This is a genomic window from Pseudoalteromonas rubra (assembly GCF_005887115.1).
GTDB classification, from domain to species: Bacteria; Pseudomonadota; Gammaproteobacteria; order Enterobacterales; family Alteromonadaceae; genus Pseudoalteromonas; species Pseudoalteromonas rubra_F.
This window is the reverse complement of record NZ_PNCJ01000005.1, coordinates 590,379-605,257: the sequence shown is the minus strand read 5'-3', so window position 1 is coordinate 605,257 and position 14,879 is coordinate 590,379. Positions and strand designations below refer to the sequence as shown.

General features: G+C 46.3%; 13 protein-coding genes. 6 read left to right on the top strand and 7 right to left on the bottom strand.

The genetic code is table 11. From position 1 onward, the window contains the following. Positions 1 to 191: 191 nt before the first annotated feature. Complete coding sequence (locus CWB98_RS03295) at positions 192 to 1,685, top strand: DUF3612 domain-containing protein (protein WP_138543531.1); 1,494 nt, start codon at positions 192 to 194, stop codon at positions 1,683 to 1,685. Here CWB98_RS03295 and CWB98_RS03290 read toward each other — a convergent pair. From CWB98_RS03290 to soxR, 4 genes are all read right to left on the bottom strand, one after another. Further along, complete coding sequence (locus tag CWB98_RS03290; RefSeq protein ID WP_138543530.1) at positions 1,682 to 2,143, bottom strand: GyrI-like domain-containing protein; 462 nt, start codon at positions 2,141 to 2,143, stop codon at positions 1,682 to 1,684. The two genes, CWB98_RS03295 and CWB98_RS03290, sit on opposite strands and share 4 nt — an antisense overlap. Before the next feature lie 295 nt (positions 2,144 to 2,438). Continuing rightward, positions 2,439 to 3,419: a hypothetical protein gene (locus tag CWB98_RS03285; protein ID WP_138543529.1), complete on the bottom strand. Its 981-nt coding sequence runs from the start codon at positions 3,417 to 3,419 to the stop codon at positions 2,439 to 2,441. Between the two features lie 183 nt (positions 3,420 to 3,602). Next, positions 3,603 to 5,390, bottom strand: a complete 1,788-nt coding sequence (locus tag CWB98_RS03280) for a DUF885 domain-containing protein (protein ID WP_138543528.1) — start codon at positions 5,388 to 5,390, stop codon at positions 3,603 to 3,605. Next, positions 5,387 to 5,914: a redox-sensitive transcriptional activator SoxR gene (soxR, locus tag CWB98_RS03275; RefSeq protein WP_138543527.1), complete on the bottom strand. Its 528-nt coding sequence runs from the start codon at positions 5,912 to 5,914 to the stop codon at positions 5,387 to 5,389. Before soxR ends, CWB98_RS03280 begins: the two co-directional genes overlap by 4 nt. Positions 5,915 to 5,982: 68 nt before the next feature. On the opposite strand from soxR, the gene CWB98_RS03270 reads away from it, so the two are divergent. Continuing rightward, on the top strand, positions 5,983 to 6,444 hold the full coding sequence (locus CWB98_RS03270; protein WP_138543526.1) for a flavodoxin family protein: 462 nt from the start codon (positions 5,983 to 5,985) through the stop codon (positions 6,442 to 6,444). A gap of 136 nt (positions 6,445 to 6,580) precedes the next feature. Further along, the gene (locus tag CWB98_RS03265; protein WP_138543525.1) at positions 6,581 to 8,524 is read left to right on the top strand and encodes a hypothetical protein; all 1,944 of its coding nucleotides are present in this window, start codon (positions 6,581 to 6,583) and stop codon (positions 8,522 to 8,524) included. Between the two features lie 88 nt (positions 8,525 to 8,612). Here the strand turns inward: CWB98_RS03265 and CWB98_RS03260 are convergent, their stop codons facing one another. Next, the gene (locus CWB98_RS03260) at positions 8,613 to 9,131 is read right to left on the bottom strand and encodes a hypothetical protein (protein ID WP_138543524.1); all 519 of its coding nucleotides are present in this window, start codon (positions 9,129 to 9,131) and stop codon (positions 8,613 to 8,615) included. Between the two features lie 208 nt (positions 9,132 to 9,339). Between CWB98_RS03260 and CWB98_RS03255 the strand changes: the two genes are divergently transcribed. The 3 genes from CWB98_RS03255 (at position 9,340) to CWB98_RS03245 (ending at position 12,376) form a co-directional block, all read left to right on the top strand. Further along, complete coding sequence (locus tag CWB98_RS03255; RefSeq protein ID WP_138543523.1) at positions 9,340 to 9,798, top strand: DUF4920 domain-containing protein; 459 nt, start codon at positions 9,340 to 9,342, stop codon at positions 9,796 to 9,798. A gap of 84 nt (positions 9,799 to 9,882) precedes the next feature. Next, positions 9,883 to 11,106, top strand: a complete 1,224-nt coding sequence (codB, locus tag CWB98_RS03250) for a cytosine permease (protein ID WP_138543522.1) — start codon at positions 9,883 to 9,885, stop codon at positions 11,104 to 11,106. A gap of 76 nt (positions 11,107 to 11,182) precedes the next feature. After that, positions 11,183 to 12,376: a multidrug effflux MFS transporter gene (locus CWB98_RS03245; RefSeq protein ID WP_138543521.1), complete on the top strand. Its 1,194-nt coding sequence runs from the start codon at positions 11,183 to 11,185 to the stop codon at positions 12,374 to 12,376. A 74-nt stretch (positions 12,377 to 12,450) separates the two neighbouring features. Here CWB98_RS03245 and CWB98_RS03240 read toward each other — a convergent pair whose 3' ends face one another. Together CWB98_RS03240 and CWB98_RS03235 are read right to left on the bottom strand one after the other, a co-directional pair. Further along, entirely contained in the window at positions 12,451 to 13,137 is a 687-nt protein-coding gene (locus tag CWB98_RS03240) for a LipL32 family surface lipoprotein (protein ID WP_046004635.1), read from the bottom strand. Between the two features lie 162 nt (positions 13,138 to 13,299). Then, positions 13,300 to 14,871: a methyl-accepting chemotaxis protein gene (locus CWB98_RS03235; protein WP_138543520.1), complete on the bottom strand. Its 1,572-nt coding sequence runs from the start codon at positions 14,869 to 14,871 to the stop codon at positions 13,300 to 13,302. Positions 14,872 to 14,879: the final 8 nt, after the last annotated feature.

Below are 14,879 nucleotides of genomic sequence, written 5' to 3'. Positions count from 1 at the left end.
TAACATCCTGCACGCTCTTATCGGCATGCAGGTTCTTCTGTTGACAAATTCAGTGTATGAAAAAAAGCCGGTAAATTTCACAAAAAGAATTTTACAGTGTAAATTTTACAAAAACTGGTCTGACCATGTGTTGTGGCATAGTAGTGAGGCACGGGTCAGAGCGCCTTACAGACGTAAACAGGAATGAAGCGGTGAAAAAAAATTCAGAACTCATGAGAAAGTCACACTTTCTGGGCACCAAAATTCGCAATTTACGCAAGCGAAATCATTTAACACTTGAGGATCTGTCCACCCGATGCATTCGGGTTGACCCGCACTCAGCGCCTTCTGTGTCTTATTTATCAATGATTGAGCGGGGAAAGCGTACTCCGAGCAGCGAAATGCTCGAGAACCTCGCGGAGGTGTTTCAGAAGCCTGTTGACTGGTTTTTAGATAACGAGCCTGAAGAGAATGAGATTACACCGCAAAAAGGTCGCCATGGCGGGATCAGTGGTATGGCACTGGAGCCCAATTTTTTATTTGATAACGAGATCTTACAAATTGCTATTCCTGAAATGTTATCCCAAACGGGGATCAGTGGACGTCAATTTGCTCACCTGTTGATCCGTGCCCATCAGGAACACCATCAGAATCACTTTCCGGATCTAGAGCGTGCAGCTGAGGAGGTTGGTGGCAAAGATCTCTACTTAAACGCTGATACCCTGCTATCTATGTTAAAGGCGCAGGGCCTGGTTGTGCACTGGTTTGATGAAGCACCCGGAGAAGTGATTGATGAGAGCGGCCATACGTTTCAACGTGTGATCACCTCATACTTTGCACCGCCAAATGAAGTGCATGTCAATCGAATGCTGCAGCATAATCAGCCCAGGCTGAAATATGACTTGGCGGTTCATCTTGGTCACGCTGTTCTACACAACAGAGAGGGACTGCAATGCGTACTCGGTTCCGGCGGGGTCAGTGGCGGAACGAATGGAGATGAATCTGCGCCTAATGCACAGGATATTTTATCTGCCTGGCATGATTTTGAATCCAGCTTTTTTGCTGGTGCTATACTGTGCCCCAAAGTCGCTTATCGACAGCTTCTGGACTCCTATGGATACGAAACACATATTCATCAGGCACTTGGAATTTCGCCTTCGGTTGCTATGCGCAGAATGACGGTTGCATCACCTTATCCCCACTGGCATTACTTTGATGCTTACTTGCCAGGTAAGCTTAAAGCCGTCTATCGGGGCAATGGTATTCCCTTACCCTGGGGCAATATGCGCAGCGTTGCGGATCCCTGCCAGCACTGGGCTGTGTTCAGAAAATTTCAGCAGCAGGCGATGCAGGCGAGTGCACAACTCTCTGTGCTTAATGTTAACAACCAGCCCAGACTGTATTGCTGTGAGTCTATTAAAGTCAATGATGTGGCAGATAATCCACATGTGCTGTGTGCGGGTATCGATTTAAATCCGGCGATTGCGGCGCAGGGATTAGATGCCAATGAAGTGGTACAGGAACTGCAAGCACTGTGTATTAAACAAGGTGGCGCGAGTGTGGTACCGTGGCATTTGAAAAAACAGCTGCAAAGCGTCGCTAAAATTCTTAATATCAATTGGATAGAGCGGGGTATTGCCAATGATGTACGCGTTATTTGTACGCGCGGCAAGGCCTGTCCCCGACAACCTGGGTGTTATGACTAGACAATAGAGATCGCGATTTCCACTTCGTTGCTCTGGTGATAAATCTCAATATCCTGACCAAAGGCACGTTGATGCGGACAGTCACTTTGTTCGAAATAGCGCCAGACCAGCTCCCAAAGTCGAATCGCTGTCTGAGGCATTTCGCCCTGTGCTGCAAAGCTTAAATAGCGTCCACCAGAAAAACTGAAAATTTGCAGTGCACTGTCATTATCGACTTGCCCTAACAGGCCGGGTGTATCGCTGGCCACCGTGATGGTATAGTCACCATGTTGGTCTGACTCATAATGTGAGTAAATGCCATAGAGCATCGTGTTGTCTTCCAACAGCGAAGCGTAATTTTGGTAGAACGTTTTCCATAACCGGGCAATTTTACCGTCTGCCTCTGTTTGCTCATAATGATTATTGGTGCGGGTACTGAGTCCCACAAACTGACGTGAAGTGAACGTTTTTACTTCCATTAGATTCCCTGATTACTCGTCGTAGATTGCAAAAATTGCTGTTACTCCGAATATCTGTCCGTGTCTGCTGGTAAAATCACAACGCTGAGTGTGATATTTTAGCGTTTCAATAGAAGGTGGAGATTGCAATTTTATATGTATATTTAATAGCCACTTAGACTAATAATAAAGCGAGCGAATGGTAGCACAGTGTGAACTTTAGGCAAGCAGGTGGGAAGAAAAATCTCCATGTCTTTAGTCGTATTGCGGTGCCAGATGAGCGCACCACAATACCAATCAACAAGCAGTGTGAGCGTTACTGTCCATCCTGCCCGTGCCAGTCCCAGTTAGGATAAAATGTGCCATTTACTGTGGCATTGAGACCAGAAATAATGGAGTTAGGTTTGTCGACAGATCGCCAGCCGCTTGCAGAGGCGTTTTTTAGTTCAAAAACCACATTGCCCCAGAGCCAATATGGGCCGGTAGTGGAAGACTGATTGTAAGCTGCAAACAGGGTCTGTCCACCCATCATGATTTCCTTGACGGTACTTTGATTGTCAACTTCTGCGACGGCTTTGCTCCAAATCTTGAGTAGCTTAATACTGGACTGATTGTCGCCCAGAAAATACCCGTTACCAGAGACTTCGACATCGTCAAACTGATTACTGCTGGTCGTTCGGGCCATTGAGGTATCCAGGACGTTAAGTGCAACCTGGCGATTTCCTTCCATTAGATTTGCTGCCGAACTACCTGAGACTTGAAGCTGAAATCTGTTCTGGTTCTTCGCAAATAAAGTGCTATTGTCATCAGTCACAAAGGGATAAAACGGCGCCTTTGGATTGAATATAAAGGCTGTTTTCAGGCCATCAATGGTGACAGTGGCATTGGCTTCAATGCGCAGTGCACGACTCCTGTCCGGGATATCAATAGAAAAGTTTCGCAGTGACGATACAGCTGAGCTGACAACAATGGCTGTTTGTTGCTGACTTGAGCCGTGCATTGAAATAGTTGCGTTGTCCTGATCACTGCCTGTTAACGTCAGCCCGTCACGCTCAATGAGGATCGGTCCTTCGCATTGTCCTGAAAACTTAACGGTCATTTCAAGCGATAATGAATGCAAGTAATCAAGCATACGCCTGAGCGCCAGCGGATCATTATGACAATTGACGATGATTTTGTGATAGCTATCTAGTCCGACCTCGTTATCGTGTTCTTCGGCCAGTTGATGCGCCGAGACACTACATGCAGAAATGCACAAAGGCGCGAAGATCCTCGCGAGTGAGTTTATTGGTTTCATTCCTGTGACCTTACATGTTGCTTTAATGAAAATAAAATGTAGCTTTGGTTGGGTTTTTGGTCAATTGTTTTTACTAATTTGGCGACCCAGTGTTTATACATCAGTTAGGTTCAGGAAAATATAATGAGTAGTTTCAGAAGACTATGCCGGAACGATAGCGCCGGCATAGTGCAATATGCCTAATTAGTTCATAAGCTGACGTATGAACTTGACCGGGGCGCTTCCATAGCTCAGGAACTGCTCATGGAATGCTTTTAGGTTGAAGTCGTCCTGCAAGTGTGCTTTTTGCTCTTCGCGCAGGTCGTAAATTTCACGAAACCCACTGTAATAACTGGTTAGCTGTACCTGACTCAGTGTAGCGCGTCGCCATTTACCTTCTGCTTCTGCCTGCTCCTGGAATGCCCCATTCATGAGCAGATCCAACCCCTGTTCCTTGCTGATCCCTTTCACCTGAATGCCATAATCTAAAATGGTGTTACAGATAACACGAAGATTCCATTTATAGTACATCAGCCACATTTCTGGTTCGAAATTGCCATAGCCTTCTTCAAGCATCATGCGTTCTGTATACACAGCCCAACCTTCAACCATGGCACCGTTACCGAATATACTTTTAACCAAAGAGGGAGAGGTATTGGAATAAACGAGCTGAGTGTAATGCCCTGGTACAGCTTCATGAATGTTTAGGATCTGTAATATCCAGTGGTTGTATTCACGTAATAAAGAGCTGGCCTGCTCATCAGTTAGGCCGTCCAATGGCTCAACGTTGTAATACGTATTTTCCTTTTTCTCATAAGGGCCTGGCGCTGAAATGGATGCCAGCGCAAAACCACGCATATAATCTGGAGTCTGACGAACAACCAGAGGCTTTTCAGGGTCTAAAGTGAGCAGATCCTTTTCCATCACAAAACGTTCCAGTTCCGGAATCTGACGCTTTATTTCATCCACGAATTGAGATTTATCCACATGACGCGTCGACAGGTGCTTTATCAGTTTAGCAATGGCCTGGTTGTCATCTTCAGGGCGCGGGGTTTGCGGGAAGTATTTAGACCAGAGCTGTTTGGTCAGAGTGACCATTTCCGCAGTGACCCGAGCTTTATCAGCAAGTGCTTTTTCATACATCTGCTTAGCGGTGTAGCCCGACTGAATATCAAAAGCAAACTTCTCCTCATAGAGCGCTTCACCAATTCTGAAACTGCGTGCTTTGCCGGTTTTCTGCATTTCCTGCTCAAGTTCTGACAGGAAATCTATGTAGCCGTTAATTGCGGTTTTAGCGTTGGCAAAACGTTGTTTAAACAACGCCTTCTCCTTGGCACTGAAAGAGGTGAGTGCATCTGCCCGGGTTAATAAGTCATCAGTTAGTACGCTAAATGCGCCTTTGTTCTGCTGGATCCCTAGCTGAGTATACTCTTGCGTCGGATCATGAATGTTGGCCTGTGCGGCACGATAATAGTCAGGAACGTACTGTAGTCGATTCAAAACCTGGCGGAGTTTTTGTTCTTCCGATTTAAAGCGACTGTTCAGAATATTTGCAAAACCGTATGACACGTTGTAGCTACTTGGATCCCATTGCCAGCGCTTAAACTTTTCCTGGCCCCAGCGGGTACTTTTTAATTCGTTTTCAATCAGGTAGTAGTCAATTTTCAGATTGTCACTGAGTTGCTCTGCATCGAAAGAGTGCAACCTGGTCAGTTGCGCGTCAATAAAAGCCAGGTTTGCTGCACGATTCGCTGCATCAGGAATGGTGATCACATCATCGTACTTGCCGTAGCCTCGATATACAGACAGCTCGGGGTATTGTTGCCAATATTGCTCAACAAATTGATTCGAAAAGGCTTTGAAAGCGGCATCTTGTTGCTGTTGGCTCGTTGCTGAAGCAGTTGACTGCGTGTTTGATTGGTCTTGAGTTTGAACACAACCCGCAAGGGTAAAGATGGCAGCCAGGGAAAGGCTGATCACCGTTTTTTTCATTCGCTTGTTCCTTTAATGTGGTTTTTCTTATCATAACAAGATTTCGCGACCTTTGCCTGCTCCGGGCTATCAATGAGCACAGCACCTGTACCTGCTTTAGCCATCACATCTTCCGGGTTGTACATGGGACAGCGGCTCATAGATAAACAGCCACAGCCTATGCAGCCATCGACCATATCACGGACACGTTGCATATAGGTGATTTTTTCATCCAGCTTTGCCTGCCATTGTCTGGACATATTTGCCCAGTCTTGTTTGCTCGGAGTGTCGCTATGTGGCAATGCCATCAGCGTCTCTTTGATTTCAGCCAGAGTGATCCCCATTTTTTGTCCCGCCTTAATAATGGCAATGCGGCGTAAGACATCTTTTTTGTATCGCCTTTGATTCCCGGCATTACGCCAGCTACGGATTAACCCCTTATTTTCATAAAAGTGAAGCGCAGATACAGCAACGTCTGCGCGCTTAGCGACCTGTCCTACACTAAGCCTTGGTTCGTCTCGTTCCGGTTTACTGTTAGTTGTCATCGTTAGGCTTTACCTTAATCTTGGTTGAGGTTTTAGACTAGCAATAAATATCACAATGGAGAACCACTATGAAATCAGTCATCTTATACTCAAGTTCAAAAAAGCATGGAAATACTGCTCATTCGGTGCAAAAGTTGGCCCCAATGTTACAAGCTGAATGTATTTATCTGGATGATTATGAAATTAATGACTATTGCTATAATCACACTAATAGTGGTGACGATTTTCGCTCATTATTTCGTCGCTTACTGAGCTATGATCACATTGTTTTTGCATCGCCTGTTTACTGGTATGCAATGACACCTAGAATGAAGGCATTCTTTGATCGTATCACTGAGTTTATGGACGATGAAACATTGCAGCCAGAGTTAAGGAAACTGCGTAATAAAGAGTTTTCCATACTTTCAAACTCGATTAAAGAGGCTGCGCCAGAGTGCTTTATTGAGGTGATCCAAAGAACCTGCGAGTACCTTGGTATGACCTGTCGCAGTCAAATTCATTGCAAGTATCCATTTGAGGGAGACAAATAAAAAATTAATTTTTCTGGTTAAAAAATAGGCGTTAATTATTTCATTAAACTAAACTGTCAATGCTGTGGTGCAGAGACTAGGGTATCAGGTTCTGTGCACAGCAAGAATCAGTAACCGTCGAAACCAGGAATTACCCATGAAGATATACAAGCTGCGCAACTGGCTTGTTATATTGTCTGTTTTCATTCTTGCCTCCTGCCTGGGAGACGATGACGACGACAATACTAAAACGCCAGATACAACTGCACAAACCACAGAAATCAAAGTGAGCCCGGCTTTAGGGCTGACCCGAAATGCCACAGTCAGACTTGTTCTGCTCTCTAACAATACGCCAATCGAGGGTGCAAGCGGTAACACCGGAGAGTCAGGTGTGGCAACAATAACGCTGACGTCAGCAATTACTGAACCTTTTATCGTTGAGGTGATAGGCGGAGGAAGCGCTGAATACTTTGATGAGGCCAAAGGCACCTTTCTGGCTTTGCCCGCGGATGCCACGCTACGTGCTGTTCTGGGGGCTTTTCAGTCAGAAGTCGGGGTTACAACACTGACTGAAATTGCCGCAACAGCCATCTTGAATACAGGTGCTACAAGCGCCGCAGCCATTGAATTGGTCAATGAGCAGGTGCGTGTTGCACTGGCTCCGGCGCTGACCGACATTACCGCACCACCTCAGTTAATAGGTGCGACCAGCGGTGTGACTGCAAGTAGTGATCAGGCGGGAATATATGCTGTGTCTCTGGCTGCCCTGGCCCAGCTAGGTGGTTCGTCTGGCTCACCCGCATTGGCAATTGTTGATGCGTTGCGTGCCGACTTTCTGGATTTAACGATTGACGGTAAAGTTGGCGACCAAGTGTTTGAATCGCCTCTGTATAATGCCAGTAATTTTATCAGTGAATATACCAGTGCTATTCAGGCATATGCACAACAGGTAGGGTTAACAGCAGATCTCAGTACGACTTTTTCTTTGGATAACATCAAAAAGACGCTTGAAGGACTGGATGACATTTTTGCCGGTTTGGATCTTGGCTCGCTTGAACTTGACTTTGTGCCTGGAGGGTTATCTTCTGGCTCAGGAGGTGGTTCAGGTGGAGACAACAACGGTAACGATGGCGAGGGCAACACGTTGACCATCACTGGTACTTCGACTGTGGCGGGTGTCACGACAGAAATACCCAAAATCACGATTAATAACGTACCTGCTCCGGACCCCAATGACCTTGAAACCATCAAAAAGCAGATTGAAGATTCATTTGTTCAACAAAATCTGACAGTGAATGATCTGGTATTTGAATTAGTGAGTAGCTCTGCAACCGAGATTGTGGTGTCTGTGCGTTATTCCGTCACCACTCAGGGAGTAACGGTCTCATCTGACTTAACTTACACCTGGACGCTGACTGGCAACGATAGCAATGATGTAATGTTACCTGAAGTCTTGAAAGGCAAGTCGTTTGATTTGATGTTTATGTTATCGAACAATGGCAGTAGCTATGCAGACGGACAAAAAGTCAAGTTTACGTTCTCCAGCTCAGGCATGATGTTTATAGACACAGATCCGGACGCCAATAATGGAGACGAAATGTCGCTTGATGGCGTGATGATGGAAGGATCTGAATATGTCTACAAAGACGATGGCGGGTTTATGTACAAGGTGTCTGTGACAGCCACAGGCATTAAGGAAATCAACCTCTTCACTATGGAAAATCAATTACTCGGCTCCTTTATCGCTTCAGGTGTTACTAATTTGGATCTGGTAACGGCAAAAGCAGGGGAGTACAGAGTAACTGGCACGGGCCATACGCGTGGCACTGTGGTGATTGGCTCTGATGGCGCTATCGACTTCGACACCGGTATTACTTATGCGCAAAGCGATATTACAAGAATTGATGATCGGACCGGACCGGAACTGGAAGAGCCTCGTATTCAGGTGAACTATGGACAGGATGATGACGGGCCAGTAATCAATCTGTTTTTATCGCAAGACCGTATGCAGATCACCAGTATCCAGTACAGAATACGTTCGGAAGGTGTAGATGTTATGGTAACAGTTGAGGGCACGGTCACAGGCGGAGGTGGCGGTTAATTATCAAACTAAAAGAGTTAAAGCGGGTGATAACCCGCTTTAACTTTAATAAGACACCTGGCCTAAACAAACTTGCAGTATCCCTTGCTTACCACTTAAACAGTTTACATCTTTGTTGTGTATTACCCTGATAATTGGAGACGACCACATGCCCAACTTTTGACTCGCGGATGGGGTCGAAGCTGAATGTGTTCATATTGACATCAATCGTTCCATTGCTGTCGAGCTTATATGAAACTTGTAACTTAGTGCTGCCGACTTCAAACAGGCTTAAGAACTCATCGTTAAGCAAGTATTGGTCGATCACAACGCCATTGTTTTCGTCAATAGCGTAATGGCCCAGGTTTGCGTTGAGCGTCAGCAAGCTATAGTTGCGAACATTTTTTCGCGCACCCTCTCCATAGGTCACGATCCAGTCAGCCTTGTCGTCTACAGATTCGCCGATTTCCAGTGACATTGGAAATTGATAAAGCGTTCCACGAGCAGGTGAGATGACTTCACACTGGCCTTTGTAATATCCCTGCCACTGTTGTGGTGAAGCCTGTGCGGCTGCGCTCAGCATAGTTATAGTTGTGAGTGCTAAAGCAGATTTGATCATCTTATTCATACTATTTTCCTTTGTGATAGTGTTTACCCATTTAAGGTAAGTGTAACCAGTTAAACTTGCAATACTGGATGTAATGCTTTGTAAATAGAGTGTCTTTTAAGTAGCCTGCTTGTATACTACCTGTTTGGGGACTTCGAAATCGGCAAAAGAGTGTTACTAATATCTGATCCATAGCAACCACTTGCCATAGCTAAATACGAGGATGAATATGTTTACAAGAACGGTGATGGGTTTGCTACTTGCTTTGTGTGTATTGCCAGCTCAGGCTAAGCCATTGGAGTTTGCTGGTGGCGCGGATCGCACTAAGGTTATTGATGCAACTAAGTTACTGAGTCAGGCGCCGAAGTATCATCAGAGCGAGGTAACGGTGAAAGGCACAGTGACGAAAGTATGTAAAAAGCGTGGCTGCTGGATGACGCTGAGTGTAGACAACACAGAGCAGATCACCGTAAAAGTGCGCGATGGTGATATGGTATTTCCAATGTCGGCGGTGGGCAAAACCGCCTATGCAACAGGTCGGTTTGAAGTGTTTGAACTTACATTGGAAAAATCGCGCAGATATCTGGCTCACAAAGCCGAAGAAAATGGCGAAGTGTTTGATGCAGATGCGATACAGAAGCCGATTACTGTGTACAGGCTTAAGCCCAATGCAGTCACGATTCTCTGAGATAACGCCGGATATACTCCATAATATTTTCACTGTTGTGTGCTGTACTTAGGCTTTACCCTTGTTATACCAAAAGGCCACAATGTGACTGAAGACAGTAACTATGGGCTCAAGCCCGTTCCGGAGTCAGCCAGAAAAGGCGGCATTGCTTTATCCCTGCTGATGCTGGGACTCACATTTTTCTCCGCCAGTATGTGGACTGGGGGGACCCTGGGGACGGGGCTTTCGTTTGATGATTTTTTTCTGGCAGTATTAGTCGGTAACTTATTGTTGGGCATATATACATCGGCATTGGGTTATATAGGTGCATCCACCGGACTGTCTACCCATTTGCTGGCACGATTTTCATTTGGTGTGAAGGGGTCATGGCTGCCTTCCATGCTATTGGCCGGTACTCAGGTCGGTTGGTTTGGTGTTGGGGTGGCTATGTTTGCCATACCTGTCCACAAGGCAACAGGGTTTGATACCAATGTACTGATTATATTGGCTGGCCTTGCAATGATCACAACGGTTTATTTCGGTATTTCCGCATTAATGGCGTTGTCTGTCATTGCTGTACCGGCGATTGCTGTGCTCGGAAGCTACTCCGTGTGGCTCGCTGTGCAAGAAATGGGCGGGATCAGTGAGCTGCAGACTATTGTTCCCGCAGATCCTATGCCTATGAGTGCCGCAATTGCTTTGGTCGTTGGGTCTTTTATTTCAGCTGGTACGCTAACAGCTGACTTTGTGCGCTTCGCCCGTCGACCTGTCAGTGCTGTGCTTATCACATTGATTGCCTTTTTTCTGGGCAATAGTTTAATGTTTATTTTTGGTGCAGCAGGCGGCGCGGCAATGGGTGAGTCTGACATTGCGCAGGTGTTGATGATGCAAGGTTTGCTTATTCCTGCCATTGTGGTTTTAGGTCTGAACATTTGGACGACTAATGACAATGCATTGTATGCCTCAGGGCTTGGCTTTGCGAATATCACCGGCTGGTCCAGTCGGAATCTGGCTGTGATCAATGGATTGGTTGGCACACTCAGTGCGCTGTGGCTCTACAATCACTTTGTCAGTTGGCTTACCTTTTTGTCTGCGGCCATTCCGCCAATTGGAGGTGTACTGATAGCCGACTATTTGATCAATAAACCGCGTTACCACGCATTTGAGCAAATGCAATGGCAAACTGTGCGTTGGAGTGCCATTGTTGCTGCCTTTGTGGGCGTATTAGCTGGGCATCTGTTGCCTGGTATTGTCCCCTTAAATGCCGTACTATCGGCAGCGCTCTGTTATTCGGTTGTTTCTCGTTGGGAGCGCTGTGTTGCCCGATAAATGCGGCTGAGTGTGCGTGCGGATTGATACCTAAAATGATATAATCCGCGTCCCTCACACTCTCATTTGGCACTCAATGGACGATACCGAAAAGTATTTTAATATTCGTGTAATACTGCCCCTGTTGGCAAGTATTGTGGCAATTACTCCTCTAGCGATAGACATGTACCTGCCTGCAATGCTGGTGATAGCCGATTACCTGGGTACAGATATGCCTCAGGTCCAGGTCTCGCTCAGTATTTATCTTGCCGGTTATGCCATTGGTATGATGGTCTTTGGCCCATTGGCAGATCAACTTGGCAGGAGAAAGTTGGCATTGTTCGGGCTGGGTGGATTTGCCGTTAGCTCATTTTTAATCGCATTTAGCGGCGATGTTTCACAACTATGGTTCTTGCGTGCTGCGCAAGCGTTTACCGGCTCTGCGGCAACTGTCGTGGTGCCCGGGATCATACGACATATCTATCAGGCTAACACAGCAAAAGGTATGTCCTATGTCTCTATGATCATGATGGTCGCGCCCCTGATAGCCCCCAGTGTGGGGTCGGCCATTATGGGGTTGGCAGGCTGGCAGTGGATTTTTCTTACACTGGCAAGTTACGCCGTTGTGGTCATGATCCTCGCTTACTTCTATCTTGTGGAAGTGCCTATTTATAAAAGCGACAAGCGCGGTTTTCACTTGTTCCTGGATAGCTATGCAACGGTATTGGGTAAACGCAGTGCCTTGCCTGATATCCTGAGCTCTATGCTGGTATCTTTTGGCTTCTTTTGCTTTCTTACTTCTGTGTCCTTTGTTTATCTCGATTATTTCGGAGTGTCTGAACAACTTTTTGGGGTGCTGTTTGCCTTTAATGTTGTGGCGCTGATGTTGGGTAACTTTATTAATACAAGGCTGGTGCCCAAAGTGGGCTCGCGTAAAATGTTGTATTACGGCCTGTTGCTTGGTTTGCTCAGTGCATCTGCTTTGTTAGTGTTTAGCCTGATGGATTTGTCTTTGTATTATATTGTGCTGAGTATTGCGCCTTTGATGATGAGCTTGGGGGTCAGCGCAGCTAACGCTGATGCGCTTATTTTACTGGAGTTTGAGAAAAACTCGGGTACAGCGACGGCGGTGATCGGAACGCTTAGGTTTGGTAGCGGGGCTTTAGTAGGACCTTTGCTTGCCTTACTCCACGCTAACAACACGGTTCCTTTTTCAGCAATGATGTTTGGCGCGGTTGCTATCACGGCTTTGGTTCAGGGTTGCCATTTTATTACGCATCGCCACAAATAACCTGTAAGATAAAAACGAAAATGCCAGCCCGGGTAAGGCTGGCATAACTTAATTGGTCTGTGAAATTGTCTGGGTTACAGCTTATTATTTACCAGCGCGTCTAATTCAGACAAAGAGGCGGCAATTTTTACACCTGGTACATTGGTACCTATGGTTGCTTCAAAAGAGCCTTCAACAGAAGAGCGGAATGACGTAAAGCCGATGCGATATACACCACGTACCAGCGCCTCAGTCGGGTTATTCATCGAGGTTGTTTTACGCAACAATGAGTTATAGCTTGCACCACTTGGATTTGCTGGTAATTCACTGCTGTCATCATTACGACCCAGGTTTTGTAAAACTTTGCCACCGTCAGCAATGCTGTTGCTGTCGATGATGTTCATGCGATCCAGGACAATATACGTGTCAAAAAACTTATTGGCATCCTTGTCCATGCCTGGTTTAAAGTTTGCGTGAACAAAGTCTTTGTCACCTGGTGTTGCAACGGCAGGTGAAATCATAGAAACGCCAATTTCGTCGACCGCAGCAGGCACCCAGACATACAGATAGTAAGTATCTTTACCTTTATATTTACCTTCTGGTACAACAGATTTATCAACGTAACCAAAGTAATTGCTGTAATTGGCATAAGGGAGACGCGCTTCAATTCCGGCTACACCTTCAGAGACAGAGCTTTTAAGATGTGGACCAGTACTCATACAACCTGCAAGAGTGGTTAGCGCAATCAGAGGGAGGATCTTTCCGGATAACTTCATTTTCATTGTGTTGACTCCATGTCACCATTTTAAATTCGCTCGAATTATAGGCATGTACTGTGAAAAGTAAAACAATTTTTTACACATTTGTCGGTTTAACAGCGAATCAACACTGTCTGAAAAAGAAGTCAAGTCACTGATATAAATTATTTTATTGTGCTGGCTATGTCACTCTCGAGTCAGTTTAAACTGCTGGATCTGGCGATTTAGCTTAACTGACATATCACTGAGCTTGGAAGCATATTGCAGACTTTCCTCTGCGTCATTCAAAAACTGGCTGGACGCATCCTGAATGTTATCCGTATTTTGCCGTATGTCGTTCGTCATTGCCGATTGTTGCTCAGCGGCGGTAGCAATTTGTGAGGCCATTGCATTTATATCGCTGATAAGATTGGCGATTTCACTAAAGCTACGAGATGCATTGCTGGCGTCATCCACACTTGCCGAGGTCAGCTCATAGCATTGATTCATCGTCTCTACCGCCGAGTGAGAGGTGGACTGCAATGTATTGATCATTGCTGAGATCTCTTCCGTGGAGGCGTGAGTGCGCTGTGACAAGACCCTGACTTCGTCCGCGACCACAGCAAACCCCCGGCCTTGCTCACCGGCTCGGGCGGCTTCAATGGCCGCGTTTAACGCAAGTAAATTGGTTTGCTCCGAGATCCCCCGGATAGTCGCAACAATGGTGCTGATCTGCTGGCTGCTTTGCTCCAGCTGATCGAGTACCTGGGTGGCAGCTTTTACCCGGGATGACAGCGTGTCTATGGTTTGTTCAAACTTGTTGGCCAGGGTCTGTCCGGTGCGACTGTTATCAACCGCTTCACGCAATGCAGAGGCTGTCTGTTCTGCGTTACTGGCGATTTCTCCGGTAGCGGATGTCATTTGGTCGACGGCGGATGATATTTTCACAATTTCAGATTGCTGCTCCTGTGCAGCCTGGGCACTGCTTTGGGCTTGCCGTGTGGTATCTTCGGCTTGTTGCGTAAGGGTTTTTGCCGTGCTGGCGGTATCGAGCAAGGCATTGTTGAGCCGGTCAAAAAAGCCATTAACAATGCGCGACAAGTTGGTTTCTTCCACGGTATCTATGCGGTCTGTTAAGTCACCGTCAGCGCCTTTTTGCACCAGGCCTATCACCTGATTAGAAGCGACAAATTTAATATTGCCATCATGGATATAGTAAATGGCAATGGCTGCGCCTATCAGGGCAATCACAATATGATATAGCAAAGGCGCGATCAATCCCCAGTCGGTTTGATCTCCCCAGGAGAAGATAATAATGGGAGTTCCCCATAGTTGTGCCCCAATGCTCTGACAGTAGGTCATAGTGAGGTGGTGCGCAACGGTCACACCAATGAGGGAAAACAAAGGCATAACATCTCGGTAGCGGATCAGAATCGTAAAATTGAGAAAGAAAATAAAATGACCTTCGCCCAGGCCGTTGGCCTGCTGTATGGTGATAGCCATCATGGCGGTTAACCCAACCGCCATGATAATGCGAGTCATAAATGCGCCCGGCATGGTTTTATAAGCCGCGAAGCAAATGCCAAACACCGCGCCGCCACCCAGGATCCCGAGCATAAAATAGCCGTTTTGCCAGGGGGTTAACAGCGCCACCATAAAATAAAACGCCAGCAGGGTCATGAGTACGATTTTATCGGCGCGTTTAAAGTCCTCATCAAACCTGGCTTTCATATAGTCGCTGAGTTTATCGTCATAACAAATTAGCAGGTTATTAAGCATGGTGTGCC

Coding starts and splice junctions, on each gene's coding strand:
- CWB98_RS03240 (WP_046004635.1), bottom strand. CDS start 13,137: ATGAAAATGAAGTTATCCGGAAAGATCCTCCCTCTGATTGCGCTAACC.
- CWB98_RS03280 (WP_138543528.1), bottom strand. CDS start 5,390: ATGAAAAAAACGGTGATCAGCCTTTCCCTGGCTGCCATCTTTACCCTT.
- CWB98_RS03270 (WP_138543526.1), top strand. CDS start 5,983: ATGAAATCAGTCATCTTATACTCAAGTTCAAAAAAGCATGGAAATACT.
- CWB98_RS03260 (WP_138543524.1), bottom strand. CDS start 9,131: ATGAATAAGATGATCAAATCTGCTTTAGCACTCACAACTATAACTATG.
- CWB98_RS03285 (WP_138543529.1), bottom strand. CDS start 3,419: ATGAAACCAATAAACTCACTCGCGAGGATCTTCGCGCCTTTGTGCATT.
- CWB98_RS03265 (WP_138543525.1), top strand. CDS start 6,581: ATGAAGATATACAAGCTGCGCAACTGGCTTGTTATATTGTCTGTTTTC.
- CWB98_RS03245 (WP_138543521.1), top strand. CDS start 11,183: ATGGACGATACCGAAAAGTATTTTAATATTCGTGTAATACTGCCCCTG.
- soxR (WP_138543527.1), bottom strand. CDS start 5,914: ATGACAACTAACAGTAAACCGGAACGAGACGAACCAAGGCTTAGTGTA.
- CWB98_RS03255 (WP_138543523.1), top strand. CDS start 9,340: ATGTTTACAAGAACGGTGATGGGTTTGCTACTTGCTTTGTGTGTATTG.
- CWB98_RS03235 (WP_138543520.1), bottom strand. CDS start 14,871: ATGCTTAATAACCTGCTAATTTGTTATGACGATAAACTCAGCGACTAT.
- CWB98_RS03290 (WP_138543530.1), bottom strand. CDS start 2,143: ATGGAAGTAAAAACGTTCACTTCACGTCAGTTTGTGGGACTCAGTACC.